This is a genomic window from Pseudomonas sp. CC11G, from assembly GCF_056174845.1.
The window spans coordinates 88662-103032 of sequence record NZ_JBWBZC010000014.1 but is presented as its reverse complement, the minus strand read 5'-3'; the positions used below and the strand labels follow the sequence as shown (position 1 = coordinate 103032).

At 61.5% G+C, this 14371-nt stretch carries 12 protein-coding genes and 2 pseudogenes; 3 read left to right on the top strand and 11 right to left on the bottom strand.

Features of this window, described 5'->3' with window-relative positions; all coding sequences use genetic code 11:
* The first annotated feature begins 17 nt into the window (after nt 1-17).
* Nucleotides 18-854: an ABC transporter permease gene (locus AC0V2S_RS17500; RefSeq protein ID WP_475510841.1), complete on the top strand. Its 837-nt coding sequence runs from the start codon at nt 18-20 to the stop codon at nt 852-854.
* The gene (locus AC0V2S_RS17495) at nt 851-1573 is read left to right on the top strand and encodes an ABC transporter ATP-binding protein (protein WP_475510840.1); all 723 of its coding nucleotides are present in this window, start codon (nt 851-853) and stop codon (nt 1571-1573) included. Before AC0V2S_RS17500 ends, AC0V2S_RS17495 begins: the two co-directional genes overlap by 4 nt.
* 99 nt (nt 1574-1672) lie before the next feature.
* Here AC0V2S_RS17495 and AC0V2S_RS17490 read toward each other — a convergent pair whose 3' ends face one another.
* The 10 genes and pseudogenes from AC0V2S_RS17490 to AC0V2S_RS17445 all read right to left on the bottom strand — a co-directional run bounded on the left by AC0V2S_RS17490 (nt 1673) and on the right by AC0V2S_RS17445 (nt 12527).
* Entirely contained in the window at nt 1673-2773 is a 1101-nt protein-coding gene (locus tag AC0V2S_RS17490; protein ID WP_475510839.1) for a sigma-54 interaction domain-containing protein, read from the bottom strand.
* An 8-nt stretch (nt 2774-2781) separates the two neighbouring features.
* The gene (locus AC0V2S_RS17485; RefSeq protein WP_475510838.1) at nt 2782-3969 is read right to left on the bottom strand and encodes an acyl-CoA dehydrogenase family protein; all 1188 of its coding nucleotides are present in this window, start codon (nt 3967-3969) and stop codon (nt 2782-2784) included.
* 119 nt (nt 3970-4088) lie between these two features.
* On the bottom strand, nt 4089-5243 hold the full coding sequence (gene ssuD, locus AC0V2S_RS17480; protein ID WP_475510837.1) for an FMNH2-dependent alkanesulfonate monooxygenase: 1155 nt from the start codon (nt 5241-5243) through the stop codon (nt 4089-4091).
* A gap of 10 nt (nt 5244-5253) precedes the next feature.
* Nucleotides 5254-5842 (bottom strand): annotated as a pseudogene (msuE, locus tag AC0V2S_RS17475) (FMN reductase).
* Nucleotides 5843-6161: 319 nt separating this feature from the next.
* Nucleotides 6162-6806: a methionine ABC transporter permease gene (locus tag AC0V2S_RS17470; protein WP_475510836.1), complete on the bottom strand. Its 645-nt coding sequence runs from the start codon at nt 6804-6806 to the stop codon at nt 6162-6164.
* On the bottom strand, nt 6796-7908 hold the full coding sequence (locus AC0V2S_RS17465; protein ID WP_475510835.1) for a methionine ABC transporter ATP-binding protein: 1113 nt from the start codon (nt 7906-7908) through the stop codon (nt 6796-6798). The genes AC0V2S_RS17470 and AC0V2S_RS17465 overlap by 11 nt, the downstream gene beginning before the upstream one ends.
* Complete coding sequence (locus tag AC0V2S_RS17460) at nt 7908-8705, bottom strand: MetQ/NlpA family ABC transporter substrate-binding protein (protein ID WP_475510834.1); 798 nt, start codon at nt 8703-8705, stop codon at nt 7908-7910. Before AC0V2S_RS17460 ends, AC0V2S_RS17465 begins: the two co-directional genes overlap by 1 nt.
* Nucleotides 8706-8721: 16 nt before the next feature.
* Nucleotides 8722-10083, bottom strand: coding sequence for an LLM class flavin-dependent oxidoreductase (locus AC0V2S_RS17455; protein WP_475510833.1), 1362 nt, complete (start codon nt 10081-10083; stop codon nt 8722-8724).
* Complete coding sequence (locus AC0V2S_RS17450; RefSeq protein ID WP_475510832.1) at nt 10083-11276, bottom strand: SfnB family sulfur acquisition oxidoreductase; 1194 nt, start codon at nt 11274-11276, stop codon at nt 10083-10085. The genes AC0V2S_RS17455 and AC0V2S_RS17450 overlap by 1 nt, the downstream gene beginning before the upstream one ends.
* 11 nt (nt 11277-11287) lie before the next feature.
* Nucleotides 11288-12527, bottom strand: a pseudogene (locus tag AC0V2S_RS17445) (SfnB family sulfur acquisition oxidoreductase).
* Between the two features lie 528 nt (nt 12528-13055).
* Here AC0V2S_RS17445 and AC0V2S_RS17440 point away from each other — a divergent pair.
* On the top strand, nt 13056-13565 hold the full coding sequence (locus tag AC0V2S_RS17440; RefSeq protein WP_475510831.1) for a hypothetical protein: 510 nt from the start codon (nt 13056-13058) through the stop codon (nt 13563-13565).
* 198 nt (nt 13566-13763) lie between these two features.
* Here AC0V2S_RS17440 and AC0V2S_RS17435 read toward each other — a convergent pair whose 3' ends face one another.
* Nucleotides 13764-14360 (bottom strand): helix-turn-helix domain-containing protein, encoded by a 597-nt coding sequence (locus AC0V2S_RS17435; RefSeq protein WP_475510925.1) that lies wholly within the window; start codon nt 14358-14360, stop codon nt 13764-13766.
* Nucleotides 14361-14371: the final 11 nt, after the last annotated feature.

Here is a 14371-nt window from a genome sequence, read left to right as displayed (position 1 = left end):
TAAAAAGGGACAACCCTATGACGAGCAAAAGCAAAACCCTGCCGGCGCCGGCCGAGCGCAGCTGGAAACCCGGCGTGGACGCGGCCGCCTGGAAGCGCCGCGGCAAAGGCCTGGTGCTGCCCGTGGTGGCCCTGCTGTTATTGGAAGTGGTGGTGCGCCTGGGCTGGGTGCCGCCGTACCAACTGCCAGCGCCCAGCGATATTTTCGTCACCTTGAGCGACCTGGCTGCCGGCCCGTTGTGGAAGCATATCGGCGCCAGCGTCGCGCGGGTGTTGTTGGGCTTCGCCATCGGTGCCGGGTTGGCTTTGCTGGCCGCTGCCTGGGTGGGCTTGAGCCGCGAAGCCGAAGCCTATCTGGAGCCAACCTTCGCCGGTTTGCGCGCTATTCCTAGCCTGGCCTGGGTGCCGTTGTTGCTGCTCTGGCTGGGTATCGATGAAACCTCCAAGGTGGTGCTGATCGCCATCGGTGCGTTCTTCCCTGTGTACCTCAATGGCGTGGCGGCGATCCGCAATATCGACCGCAAGCTGGTGGAAGTCGGGCAGATGTATGGCTTCAGTTCCACGCAACTGGCCAAGCGCATCCTGTTGCCGGCCGCGTTGCCCGGCTTGTTTACCGGTCTGCGCAGCGGCATGAGCCTGGCGTGGATGTTTCTGGTCGCGGCCGAACTAATCGCCGCCACCAAAGGCCTGGGTTATTTGCTCACAGACGGCCGTGAAACCTCGCGGCCCGATATCGTGCTGGCCGCCATCATCGTTCTGGCCCTGTTGGGCAAGCTGTGCGACGGCGTGCTGGCAAAACTGGAAAACCATTTTCTCGATTGGCGCGATGCCTTTACCGGCGAGGCAAAACCATGAGCGAGGCCCTCTTGAGCGTGCGCGTAGAGCGCAAAAACTTCGCCGCCGTGACGGTGCTGCGCAATATCGACCTGCAGCTGCAGGAGCGTGAAGTGGTGACGTTGCTGGGCCCCAGTGGCTGCGGCAAAAGCACCTTGCTGCGCATTGCCGCCGGGCTTGAGCGCGAGTTCAGCGGCACCGTGAGCCGCGGCGGGCAGGGCGGGGAAGTTGCCTTTGTGTTCCAGGAACCGCGGCTGATGCCTTGGCTGACGGTGGCGGAAAATATCGGTTTTAGCGCGGGCAATCAGTTCGACAAACACTGGGTGCAGCAGCTGATTCGTGAAGTCGGGCTGGACGGGTTCGCCGATGCCTTGCCCAAGCAATTGTCGGGCGGTATGGCGCAGCGAGTGGCGTTGGCGCGCGGGCTGTATTCACGGCCACGGGTGTTGCTGCTGGATGAGCCGTTCAGTGCGGTGGATGCGTTTACCCGCATGAAGCTGCAGGACTTGCTGTTGCAGTTGGCCGAGCACCATGGCATTGCGTTGTTGCTGGTGACACACGATGTGGATGAGGCGTTGTACCTCAGTGATCGGGTGTTGGTGATGGGGGGCTTGCAGCCGAGTAGTGTTCGGTTGGAGTTGCCGGTGGGGCTGGCGCGGCCGAGGGATCGGCGGGATGCGCGTTTGGCCAGCTTGAAGGTGGAGGCGCTCACCGAGCTCCAATTGGCCCATGTGATTTAACCGTAGGAGCGACCTTGGTCGCGAACCCTGGAAAAGGGATTCGCGACTGAGGTTTGCACGGTTCGCTAGCAAGCTAGCTCCTACAAGGCTGGCGGTGAGTCAAATCGACAAATGCAACACCCGATTCCCCGCCACCACCTCATCCCCACGCCGCTTGTTCACCACCAACTCCCCAATGGCAATCAACCGCGCCCGCGTCACGTTGCGGCTGAGCCCCAACAAGCTCGCGGTATGCACCTGGTTGTAATGGCAGAAGCGATACGCCGCGCGCAACAACGCGTCTTCAACCTTTTCATGCAGCCCGCCAGCCTGCTCCTCAAACAACCGATGAAACGCCCGCTGCAACAAGGCCGACGCCGACTCATCTTCCGCCGGCTGCTCCACCTGACGCTCGATGCGCAGGTTGGACAGGCGCAAGTCTTCCTCGCGAATCAGGTCATCCCGGCAAATCAGCAGCGTGTGGTGGATAACGTTTTCCAGCTCGCGAATATTCCCCGGCCAGCCGTAATTCACCAGCTTCTGTTCGGCCTGCGCGCTGATCTGCACGTCGCCGTAACCAAGGCGCCCGCTGTAGCTGCGCACGAAGTGGCGAGTGAGCGGCAAGATATCGCCCGGCCGCTCGCGCAGCGGGTGCAGTTGCAGGCTCACCACGTTCAGGCGGTAGTAGAGGTCTTCACGGAAATGCCCGGCGTTGATGGCTTTTTCCAACAGCACGTTGGTAGCCGCCAGCACCCGCACGTTGATGGGGATGCTTTTGCGCGAACCCAGGCGCACCACTTCGCGTTCTTGCAGCACTCGCAGCAGTTTCACTTGAATGGCCATCGGCAAATCGCCGATTTCATCGAGAAACAGCGTGCCGCCGTTGGCCTCTTCAAACCAGCCGGCCTTGGCCGCCAGGGCGCCAGTGAAGGCGCCTTTTTCGTGGCCGAACAGTTCGGCTTCCACCAGCGATTCGGAAAACGCCCCGCAGTTGACGGCTACAAACGGGCCGCTGCTGCGCCGGCTGAGGTTATGGATATGCCGGGCCACCAGCTCCTTACCGGTACCGGTCTCACCAATGATCAGGACGCTGGCCTCACTCGGGGCAACCTGTTGCAAATGGGCGAGAAGGGCCTGCGATTTGGGGTCTTCGAACACCTGTGCGGTGGCCCGGATCGAGGTTGCCAGTGCGGGAGAAGCGGGGAGCGTAAGCAGTTGCATGGGTATGCCTATGAGTAAAAAGTCGGGGTGGGCAATGTGTGGTTCAGTGCCCAGTCACCGAGTTCGTGGATTTTGTAGTCCACCGGGTCGTGCAGGGTTTGCGTGCGCAGGTTGCGCCAGTAGCGGTCCAGCCGCAGCGAGGCGTGGGTGGCGCGCGCGCCGGTTACTTCGAACAAACGGCTACACACATCGAGGCCCGTACGGGTGGCCGACACCTTCGCCGCCGCAATGGCCAGGGCCAGATGGCCGCGTTCTTCGCTGCTCAGGGCGTGCTCTTTTTGCCAGGCCTCATCCAGCAGATGGGCGGCGCGCTCCACCAGCAAACGCGTGCCTTCCAGCTCGGCCCAGAACTCGCCGTAGTGGCGCAGCACGTAGGGGTCTTCGCTGACGCTGGCGGCTTTGGATTTAAACCACGGGCGGCCTTCTTTCAGCGTGTAGTGGCGAGCTTCTTCCAGCGCGCCTTCGCTGATGCCGAGGAAGATATGGGCAAAATGCAGCTGGGCAATCAGCGGGCGCAGGCAGGCGAATGGCGTGCTGAGCGGGCCCGGATCAAGCAACAGCTCCGACTCTTCCACCCGCACCCGTTCAAAGGTGGCGCTGCCGCTGTCGGTCTGGCGCTGGCCCATGTTGTTCCAGTCGTCGTGCAGGGTGATGCCGGTGCGCGCGGTGGGCACGGCGGCGATCAGCAGCTTGCCGCCGGCGCTTTCATCGATGGCCGAGGCAATCAGCATTTCCGAATCGGTGGCGCCGGAGCAGAAGCTTTTCTTGCCGGAGAACTCGCGGTGGTCGGCGAATTTTTTCACCACGGTGCGGGTGTCCAGCGGATTGAGGGCGTTGCCCCAGAACCAGTTTTTCCGCGCGGTTTGCTCGAACCACGGCTGCCATTGTTCCGGGCGGGAAAACAGCCGCACGGTGGCCAGCATCAGGTGTTGAAAGCCGAAGACATGGGCGATGGAGCTGTCGACCTTGGCGAACTCGCGCACGATATTCAGGGTTTCGCTCCAGCTGGCGCCAATACCACCGAACTGGGTGGGAATGCTCAGGGCCAGCAGGCCGCTGGCACGTAGCGCGTCACGCTCGGCTTTCGGGGTGCCGCCGAGCTGGTCGCGCTCCACGGCGTTTTCGGCAAAGTCGGCGGCCAGCAGGCGAGCGGTTTGCAGAGGGTTGAGTACCGCCGGGTTGGGGTGGGTGCTCACTACGTTTTCCTCATTCAAGAATCTGGATCCCAGCCTTCGCTGGGATGACGGATGTTTTGTCCGGATCACCGTCATCCCAGCGAAGGCTGGGATCCAGAATTTCCGGGTTAACTCAGGGCTCAAGCTGACTGCGGCTTTTTGGTCACAGGCAACACATCATTGGCAATCATCTCGCCAAACGGCCCAGTCAGATTAGTCACGCCACGCCCGGCCAAACTGGCATACGGCTCGGGCAGCAGCGGGAACACCAGTTCGGCAAACCGATAGGCTTCTTCCAGGTGCGGGTAGCCGGAGAAAATAAAGCTCTCGATGCCGAGATCCGCGTATTCCTTGATACGCGCGGCCACTTGCTGCGGATCACCCACCAGCGCCGTTCCCGCACCGCCTCGTACCAGGCCGACACCGGCCCACAGGTTGGGAGCGATTTCCAGGTTGTCGCGGCGGCCGTTGTGCAGCGCGGCCATGCGTTTCTGGCCTTCGGAATCAAAGCGCGAGAAGGATTTCTGTGCGCTCTCGATGGTCTCGTCGCTGATGTGCTCGATCAGTTTGCTGGCGGCCTGCCAGGCTTCATCGGCGGTTTCGCGCACGATCACATGCAGACGAATACCGAACTTCACGGTACGGCCTTGCTTGGCAGCGCGGGCGCGCACGTCGGCAATTTTTTCGGCGACGGCGGCGGGTGGCTCGCCCCAGGTGAGGTACACGTCGACCTGCTCGGCGGCGAGGTCATGGGCGGCATCAGAAGAACCACCAAAGTACAGCGGCGGATAGGGCTGTTGAATCGGTGGATACAGGGCTTTGGCGTTCTGCACGTTGATGTGTTTGCCTTCGAAATCCACCGATTCGCCTTGCAGCACACGGCGCCAGACTGTGAGGAATTCGTCGGTCACTTCGTAGCGTTCGGCGTGGCTCAGGTGAATGCCGTCGCCACGGTTTTCATCCGGGTCGCCGCCGGTGACCACGTTAATCAGCAGGCGGCCGCCGGACAGGCGATCCAGGGTCGCCGCCATACGCGCCGACACGGTGGGCGAAATAATGCCGGGGCGAATTGCCACCAGATACCGCAAACGCTCGGTCAGCGGCGCCAGGGCCGAAGCCACCACCCAGGAGTCTTCGCAGGAGCGGCCGGTGGGAATCAGCACGCCGTAGTAGCCGAGGCTGTCAGCGGCCTGCGCCACTTGCTTGAGGTAGGGCAGGGTGACCGGACGGGCGCCTTGGCTGGTACCGAGAAAATGGCCGTCGCCGTGGGTGGGGAGAAACCAGAACACATTCATCAGCAGGGCCTCAGGCGATTTTCTTCAGGGTGGCGGTGCCGTTGGCGAACAACGGCGCGGCGCGTTCGACGGCAAGCTGGATACGGCTTTGAGCAGCTCGTTGCTGACTTGGTAATTCGTGCCCTCGTTTTTAAATCTGCTTCGCTGGCGTATACGCCGATCGGCAGGGTCAACGCCTGGAAGAAGCTGAACAGCGGGCGCAGTTGGTGGTCGATCACCAGCGCATGGCGCTCGCTACCACCGGTGGCGGCGAGCAGCACCGGAGTGTCGATCAGGGCGTTCATGTCCACCAGGTCGAACAGGTGCTTGAGCAGGCCCGGGTACGAGCCGCGGTATACCGGCGAGGCCACGATCAGCAGGTCGGCTTTTTCGATGGCTTGCACCTGCGCTTCAACCTCTGGCGGCAGTTCGCTGCGCGCCAACGCGCCGCCCACATCACGGGCAATGCTGCCCAGCTCGATGACCGTGCCGTTTACCTTGCGGCCGTCGGCGGCCAGTTGCCGGGTGAGTTGCGCCAACAGTTCCTCGGCCAGCACCAGGGTGCGGGACGGCCGGTACGAGCTACCGGCGATGGCGATTACATTCAGGGCTGTAGTCATGTCTGTTTCCTGTGGTGTTGCGCGAGCAACAGGTGAATTCGCGCAGGTGGACAGGGGATTGCAAGGGCTGGGCCAGCGTTGGAAGGCCCATAATACGGGGCTCTCGGCGGCGTTTCGCGCAGTGGCGGTGTTCGTCGGGCAGGCAATTGCTGATCTGGTGTTGCTAGCGCAACAGTTGCCAGGGCAACACTTGCGGGTAATTCATGACCTGCGCACCTGGATTCCCGCCTTCGCGGGAATGACGGGGGAATATGCAAAAACTCCGTCGTCCTCGCGAAGGCGGGGACCCAGGTGCGAAGGTTTACGCCCCATCTCAGCCTCACCGTTTGTTCAACACCCGCGCCAACCGATCCCCACCCAACTGAATCGCCGCCACCAAAATCACCAACAACGCAATTACGCTCACCATCACCTGGCTGTCGAACCGTTGATACCCGTAGCGGTAGGCGATGTCGCCAAGCCCGCCAGCTCCAATCGCGCCAGCCATGGCGGAGGAATTGATCATGGTTACCAAGGTGATGGTGAAGCCGCCGACGATGCCGGGCAGCGCCTCGGGCAACAGCACGTGCCAGACGATATGCCAGCGCCGGCAGCCCATGGCTTGCGCGGCCTCGATCAACCCATGGTCGACCTCGCGCAGGCTCACTTCGGCAATGCGCGCAAAGAACGGTGTGGCGGCGATGGTCAGCGGCACGACGGCTGCCCATACGCCGTAGGTGGTGCCGACGATCAACCGGGTAAAGGGGATCAGCGCCACCATCAGAATCAGAAACGGAATGGAGCGGAACAGATTGACGAAGGCGCCCAGCGCGCGGTTCAGCAGCGGCGCCTGGTAGATGCCGCCCTTGTCGCTGGTGACCAGAATCACCGCCAGTGGAATGCCGGCGAGCAGGGCGATCAGCGAGGACACGCCGACCATCAGCAAGGTGTCGAGCACCCCATGAAGCAAACGCTCAAACCACATAACCCAGCACCTCCACCTGTTGTGCCCATCGCCCGGCACGTTGGCGCAGACGTTCGGCATCCAGCACTGAGGCGCTGACGGCCAGCAGCAGTTGCCCGAGGGCGTGGCCTTGAATCCGCTCCACGCCGCCTTGCAGCAAACGCACGCGTCCGCCAAGCGCCGCGAACAGCGCCGCCAGGTCGGGTTCTTCTTTATTGCTACCGGTGAAACTTAAACGCAGCACCACGGCGGCCTCGGCCGACACGGGGAAACTGTGCAGGCGGTTGCGGAGCTCTTCGGGCAGGTCGTGCTGCAACGGCGCCAACAAGGTTTTGCTCACCTCGTGCTGCGGGTTGCCGAACACTTCCCAGACCGGGCCTTGCTCGACGATACGGCCGTGTTCGAGCACCACCACGCGGTCGCAAATCTCGCGAATCACCGCCATTTCGTGAGTGATCAGAATGATGGTCAGGCCCAGGCGCTGATTGATGGCTTTGAGCAGCCCGAGAATCGATTGGGTGGTTTCTGGGTCGAGCGCCGAGGTGGCTTCGTCACACAGCAAAATCTGCGGGTCATGCACCAGGGCGCGGGCAATGCCGACGCGCTGTTTCTGGCCACCAGAAAGCTGCGCCGGGTAAGCCTTGTGTTTGTCACTAAGGCCGACCAGTTCCAGCAGCTCGCGCACCTTGCGCTGGCGGTCTTCCTTGGGCACACCGGCCACCTTCAGCGGCAGCTCGACGTTCTGCCACACGGTTTTGGCCGACATCAAATTGAAGTGCTGAAAGATCATGCCGATGCGCCGGCGCAGTTCCACCAGACGGTCTTCGTTGAAGTCGCCAATGTCCACCTGATCGATCAGCACGCGGCCGCTGCTGGGTTGCTCCAGGCGGTTGATGGTGCGAATCAGCGAGGACTTGCCCGCGCCGCTGCGGCCAATGATGCCGAAGACTTCGCCACGGGGAATCGCCAGGTCGATGTTGTGCAGTGCGTGCAAGTCGCCATAGGTTTTGCCCACGCCGATAAAGCGCACATGGGCGCGGTTCAGCTCCGGGTGCAGTTCGGTCTGCTCGGCGCGCTGAGGCGCCGGTACCGGAACGTTGCGGGGCAGATTAGCAACCGTCATTACTGCGCCCAACCTGGCTGGTACAGAGTGCCGTTGGCTTTATCCAACGCTGCGCGCACTACCGGGGAGTGCTGGTAGATGTCGACGAACTTGATTACGCGCGGGTCGGTTTTGCTCTTCGGTTGAATCACGAACTGAATGACGTATTCCGGATGGTCCAGGCCATCGAAGAGAATCGCCGACGTGGCGTCGAAGCTTTTTGCCTGGCGGATATAGGCCGGGTAGCCCTGCACCAGATCGGCATCGTCGTAGGCGCGCACCAGTTGCACGGCCTCCACCTGAATGATCTTGATGTCCTTCGGGTTGCTTTCAATATCGTCTTCGGTGGCTTTGAAGCCCACGCCTGGTTTCAACGTCAGCAGCCCGGCCTTGGCCAGCAGTTGCAGACCCCGGCCAGCGTTGATCGGGTCGTTGGCGATGGCCACGGTGGCGCCTTCGGGCAACTCGGCGAAGCTTTTGTATTTCTTCGAGTACAGGCCGACGTTATTGATGATGCCCGGTGCAAACGGCACCAAGTCAAAACCGGCAGCGGCCTTGGCGTTTTCCAGGAAGGGAATGTGCTGGAAGTAGTTCACGTCGATATCGCCGGCAGCCAGGCTGACGTTGGGGGCGATCCAGTCGGTAAATTCCACCAGCTCTACTTTCAACCCTTGTTTGTCGGCTTCAGCCACGGCGGCTTCCAGCGGAATGGCGAAGGCGGCGGTGGTGCCGATTTTCAGTGGGGCATCGGCAGCAAAGGCGCTACCGGCGAACAGGCTCAAGGCAATGGCGAGGGCTTTCAATGGCGCGTTTTTCATCAAGGGCGTTCCTGGGTTAGCGGCGGTAGCTCGCGCCGGTGTGTTGGGGTGGCAGCTGGGCGCCCGCGCGGAACAATTTTTCGCGCAGGGTGCCGGTGCTGTAGGCGGTTTTGTAGGAGCCGCGGCGTTGCAGTTCGGGGATTACCAGGTCGATAAAGTCGACATAGCTTTCCGGCGTTACGGTGCGGGTGAGGTTGAAACCGTCGAGGCCGGTTTCGGCGATCCAGGCTTCCAATTCATCGGCCACCTGTTCGGCCGAGCCGACCAGGGTGATATAGCGGCCGCCCAGGGCGTGCTGGTCGAGCAACTTGCGGCGGGTCCAGTCGTTGTTTTGCAGAATTTTGGTGGCCGACTGAATGGCGTTGCTCTTTACGTGCTGAATCGGTTCGTCCAGTTCGTATTGCGAGAAGTCGATGGCGGTGGAGGCGGAAAAATGCGCCACGCCGGCTTCGGCGCTGGCGTATTGCTTGTACTCGGCGAGCTTGGCCTGCGCCGCTGCTTCGGTTTCGCCGACGATGACGTTAAGGCCCATAAAGATTTTCACGTCGTCGCCGTTGCGCCCGGCGGCCACGGCGCTGGCGCGCACCTTGTCGACCTGGGCCTTGGTGGAGGCCTTGTTTTGCCCGCTGATAAACACGCACTCGGCGTGCTGCCCGGCAAACAGCAAACCGCGCTCGGAGCTGCCGGCCTGGAAAAGCACCGGCGTACGTTGCGGCGACGGCTCGCAGAGGTGATAGCCCTCCACCTGATAGAACTCGCCGTGGTGCTCGACCTTGTGCACCTTGCCGGGCTGGGCATAGATGCGCCGCTCGCGATCGTTGAGCACGGCGCCGTCCTCCCAGCTGCCTTCCCAGAGTTTGTAGAGCACCTCCAGGTACTCGTCGGCCTGGTCGTAACGGCGGTCGTGCTCGACTTGCTCGTTCAGGCCCATGGCCTTGGCGGCGCTGTCGAGGTAGCCCGTAACGATGTTCCAGCCGACCCGGCCACGGCTCAGGTGGTCGAGGGTGGAAAGACGCCGGGCGAACAGGTACGGCGCTTCGTAGGTGAGGTTGGCGGTCAGGCCGAATCCTAAATTTTTCGTCACGGCAGCCATGGCCGATACCAGCAGCAGTGGGTCGTTCACCGGCAGCTGAATGGCTTCTTTAAGCGGCACGTCTACCGAGTTCTGGTACACGTCGTACACGCCGACGATATCGGCAATAAACAAGCCGTCGAACAGCCCGCGTTCCAGCAGCTGAGCCAGTTCGGTCCAGTATTCGACCGTGTTGAACTCGGTGGAGTTGTCCCGTGGATGGGTCCACAGGCCATGGTTGATATGCCCGATGCAGTTCATGTTGAAGGCATTGAGCAGGATCTGTTTTTTACCGGCGGCGCTCATCAAATGGTGCCCCGCAACGGTGGGTTCTGGTCGTTGAGGTAGTAGTTGCCGATGGCGTGGTATTTCCAGCGCACCGGGTCGTGCAACGTGTGCACGCGGGCATTGCGCCAGTGACGGTCCAGGCCGTGTTCGGCGAGGGTGGCCTGACTACCGGCTAATTCGAAGAGCGTGGTGCCAGCCAGCAACGAGGTTTCGGTGCTGATGGCACGCGCTTCGGCCACGGCGATGGAGGCGGCGGCCACGCTGTCGGCCGTGGTGTGCGCCTGGGCGCTGTCGAGGAATTCCCCGGCGCGTTCCAGCAGGGCGTCGGTGGCGCTCAGGCGCACGCTCAATTGGCCGAGGCTTTTCAGGGTGAGCGGGTCTTGCGTGGCGATGTCGCTGGTGGCGTCGATCCACGGCCGGGTTTTGGTGCGGATAAAGTGCAAGGCATCTTGGTAGGCCGCATGGGCGATACCGGTATCGATGGCCGCATGGAGAATCTGCGCCAGCGGGCCGACGGTGGTCGGGCGTTCGAACGCGCTTTGAAACGGCACCACATCGTCGGCACTGACATACACGTCGTCGAACACCACCGAGCCGCTGCCGGTGGTGCGCTGGCCAAAACCGCTCCAGTCATCGATCACGCTCAGGCCCTGGCTGTCGCGCGGCACAAAGGCGAGTTGCTGCACGCCGTTTTCATCCACCACCGAAGTGGGAATGCGCTGTGCGTACAACGCACCCGTGGAATAGAACTTGCGGCCGCTGATGCGGTAGCCGGCGCCGTCGCGGGTCAGGCGGGTAGTGCGGTCGTGGGCGGTTTTGGTGCCGAGTTCCGCCAGGGCATTGCCAAAGCGCTGCCCGGCCAATACTTCGCCGTACAGGCGCAGTTGCTGGGCTGGCGAGCCGTTTACGCGCAGTACTTCCAGGGCGTAGTAGTGGTTTTGCGGGATCTGCCCGAGCGAGCCGTCGGCCTGGGAAATTAACGCCACGACTTTGGCCAGGGTGATGTTGGAAACGCCGGCGCCGCCAAACTCTTTCGGCACGCTGATGCCCCACAAACCGGAGGAGGAAAAGGTGTCGAGTTCGGCCAGCGGTAGCAGGCGTTCACGGTCTCGCAGGGCGCTGTCGCGCTTGAAGGCTTCGGCCAGGTCGGCGGCTACGATCACCGCTTGTTCATCGCTGCTGATAAGCGCCGCGTGCGGAGTGTTAGTCATGGCGTCCTCGCTTAAATCCAGGAATGCCGGGCCGGCAGTTGGCCGTTCAGGCGATAGGCGCCTATGGCGTGGTATTTCCAGCGCACCGGGTCGTGCAGGGTGTGCACGCGGGCATTGCGCCAGTGACGGTCGAGGTTGAATTCGGCGAGCGTGGCGCGGCTGCCGGCCAGCTCGAACAGTTTCTCGCTGGCCTGCAGTGCGATTTCGGTGGTCAGCGCTTTGGCTTCAGCCACCACGATGGAGGCGTGGGCGGCTGACTCGGCGGTGATGGGCGCGGCGTACACCTGATCAAGCACCTGGCCGGCTTTGCGCAGCAGCGCTTCGGCGGCATGCAGTTCAATTTTCAGCTTGCCGATATCGGCGATCACATACGGGTCGTCGCTGGCGCGCTCGACGTTGGCATCTACCCACGGCCGCGATCGTTCACGCACAAGCTGATGGCGTCATCGATGGCCGCGCGAGCAATACCGGCATCGATGGCGGCCTGCACCAGTTGCGAGACCGCGCCCTGGATATTCGGGGTGTCGTTGACGCGCCAGTTATCCAGCACCAGTTCGCCGTCCACGCGCACGTTATTAAGCAGCACGGTGCCGCTGGCGGTAGTGCGCTGCCCGAAGCCGGACCAGTCGTCGATGATGCGCAGACCAGGCGTGCCGCGACGAACAAACGCCAGCACCTGTTTGCCGTCGTCGTTGAGTGCTTTCACCGCCACCCAGTGCGCGTACAGGGCGCCGGTGGAATAGAACTTCTGGCCGTTGATGACGTAGTCGTCGCCGTCGCGGGTGATACGCGCCTGCAAGGTCAGGGTGTTTTTGCTACCGCGTTCGGGGCCGGCATTACCGATGCGCCAGCCGTCCAATACGCTGCCGAGCAGACGGCGTTTTTGCACCTCGCTGCCGCAACCCAGAATCAGATTGAGCACGCCGACTTGGTTCTGTGGGATTTGCCCGAGCGCCGGGTCGGCGGCGGAAATGATGGCGAACACTTTGGCCAGGGTAACGAACGACAGTTCGGGGCCGCCGTACGCACGGGGAATGCCGATGCTGCCCAGCCCGCTGCGGGTAAACAGCTCGACTTCGCGCCACGGCAGTTTGCGTTGGCTGTCACGGCGGGCCGCTTGTTCACGGGCAACACTGGCCAGTTCGTAAGCGGCTTGCAGGGCCTGGGCATCGTTGAGCAACACCTGCGCCGGCAACAGCGGCGGGCGGTATCGACATCGCTTTCAGGCTTGGCGTGGGAGAGGTTCGACATCAGCGCGCTGCCTGGCGCTGTACGCGGAACAAAGGAGCTTTACGGACCATGATTGCCTCATTGGGTTGAACAGGCCGTGATAGAGCGGCGCTGTCAGTTTCAAGAAGGTCCGGTGGTCCGGTGCATATACCCTAAGTGTTCATTAATCGTTAATAAACATGCTTTTTTGCATATAGATAGAAGAAGGGTGGGCAACTGTTTCGCGGCCAACACTTCTGCTGTTGGCTCGTAAACAGTTGTTGGTGCGCAAACAGTTGGGCGTGGTTAGACCGTTTATTTCTTTCGGTTAGGTACATGGATTGGGATCGCATATCCATAACAGCTGAAGCGCCGTGTTCGTTTCGGCTGAAATCGTCTTTGCAGAGGAATTGATGTCAACACAGATATTTGCGTGCAGTTCGCAGCATTCCCATGGGCGTAACAGGCGTACTCGCTGTTCGGCTGCCACCTTGCCGGACGCCGTTCATTCCCTAGAATTCGCCCCAATCCACTCGGTCCACTCAATCGAATCATTTAGGGAGTTTCACCATGATGAATGCCATGCAGATGCAAATGCCGATGAACACCGCTATGCCGATGATGCCAATGATGGGCATGCCCATGATGATGGCGACCATGTCCTGCGAAATGATGGACGACGGCATGATGTGCAAAATGATGCCGGCTGCTGGCATGGACATGGCCATGTTCAAGAACAGCGCCGAAATGATGCAGATGATGATGAACTGCGGCATGCCGATGATGATGCACTGCGCCAACATGAGCATGATGTGCATGTCTCAGGCCGCCATGGCCATGCCGATGATGGGCACCATGATGCCGATGCCAATGATGGGCATGCCGATGCCATCGATGAAGTGCGTGATGGAATGCACCATGATGGCCGACTGCATGATGTGCAAAATCATGCCGATGGCGGGCATGAACATGGACATGATGAAGAGCTGCTGTGCACTCATGATGAAGATGATGAACGACTGCAGCATGCCGATGATGATGTCCTTCAATGGCATGCCCCTAATGTGCTGCACTGTGTAAGACACCGATCGGCTGCGCGTCGGTATGGCTGCGTTAAAAACATTTTTTGAATGCTCATTGGCTACAGCCAACTCCGCTTAAAAAAATGTTTTTGCCTTGCCATACCTAGCTCGCTCGATCTTGAGCGGCGTGATGGCGGAATTGGAAAGATCCAAAGCAAAGGCCGCTCGATTGAGCGGCCTTTTGCATTCTGCGGAATCAGTCCAAACGCTCGGGGTAGGTCACTACTAGGTACGCCACGGCTTCGCTGTCCGCCGGGTTGCGATAGCGGTGTGGTTGGTCGGCGTAGAAGAGGATCGAGTCGCCGGTCGAGAGCAGGTAGCGTTCGTCGTTCACGCTGATTTCCAGCACGCCCTGGGCGACCACCAGGTTCTCTTGCACACCAGGCCCACGGCCGGGTGATTCTTCTTCGCCCAGCGCACTCACGCGCAGTTCGAAAAACTCGGATTGGCGGGCGATATCGATGGGAAACAGGGCGCGGCTGACGAAGGTGCCGTTGGCGCTGACCAGGCGTTTGCTCTTGCTCGCGGCCAATACCTCTACGCCTTCAAAGGCGCGGTTTTCGAGGAAGGCGGCGACCGATACTTTCAAGCCTTTGGCGATTTTGCACAGCACTTTGATCGACGGCACGCTGCGCCCGGATTCAATCTGCGCAAGCATCGCGCGGCTTACGCCGCACAAGCGGGCGAGGCCGTCGAGGGAGAGGTGGCGTTTGCCGCGCAGACGTTGCAGATTCTGCGCGACGCGTTCGGAAATGGGGTCTTCTTCAGGCGAGTCGAGGGCGCTGAGGTCCAGCGCGGGTTCGT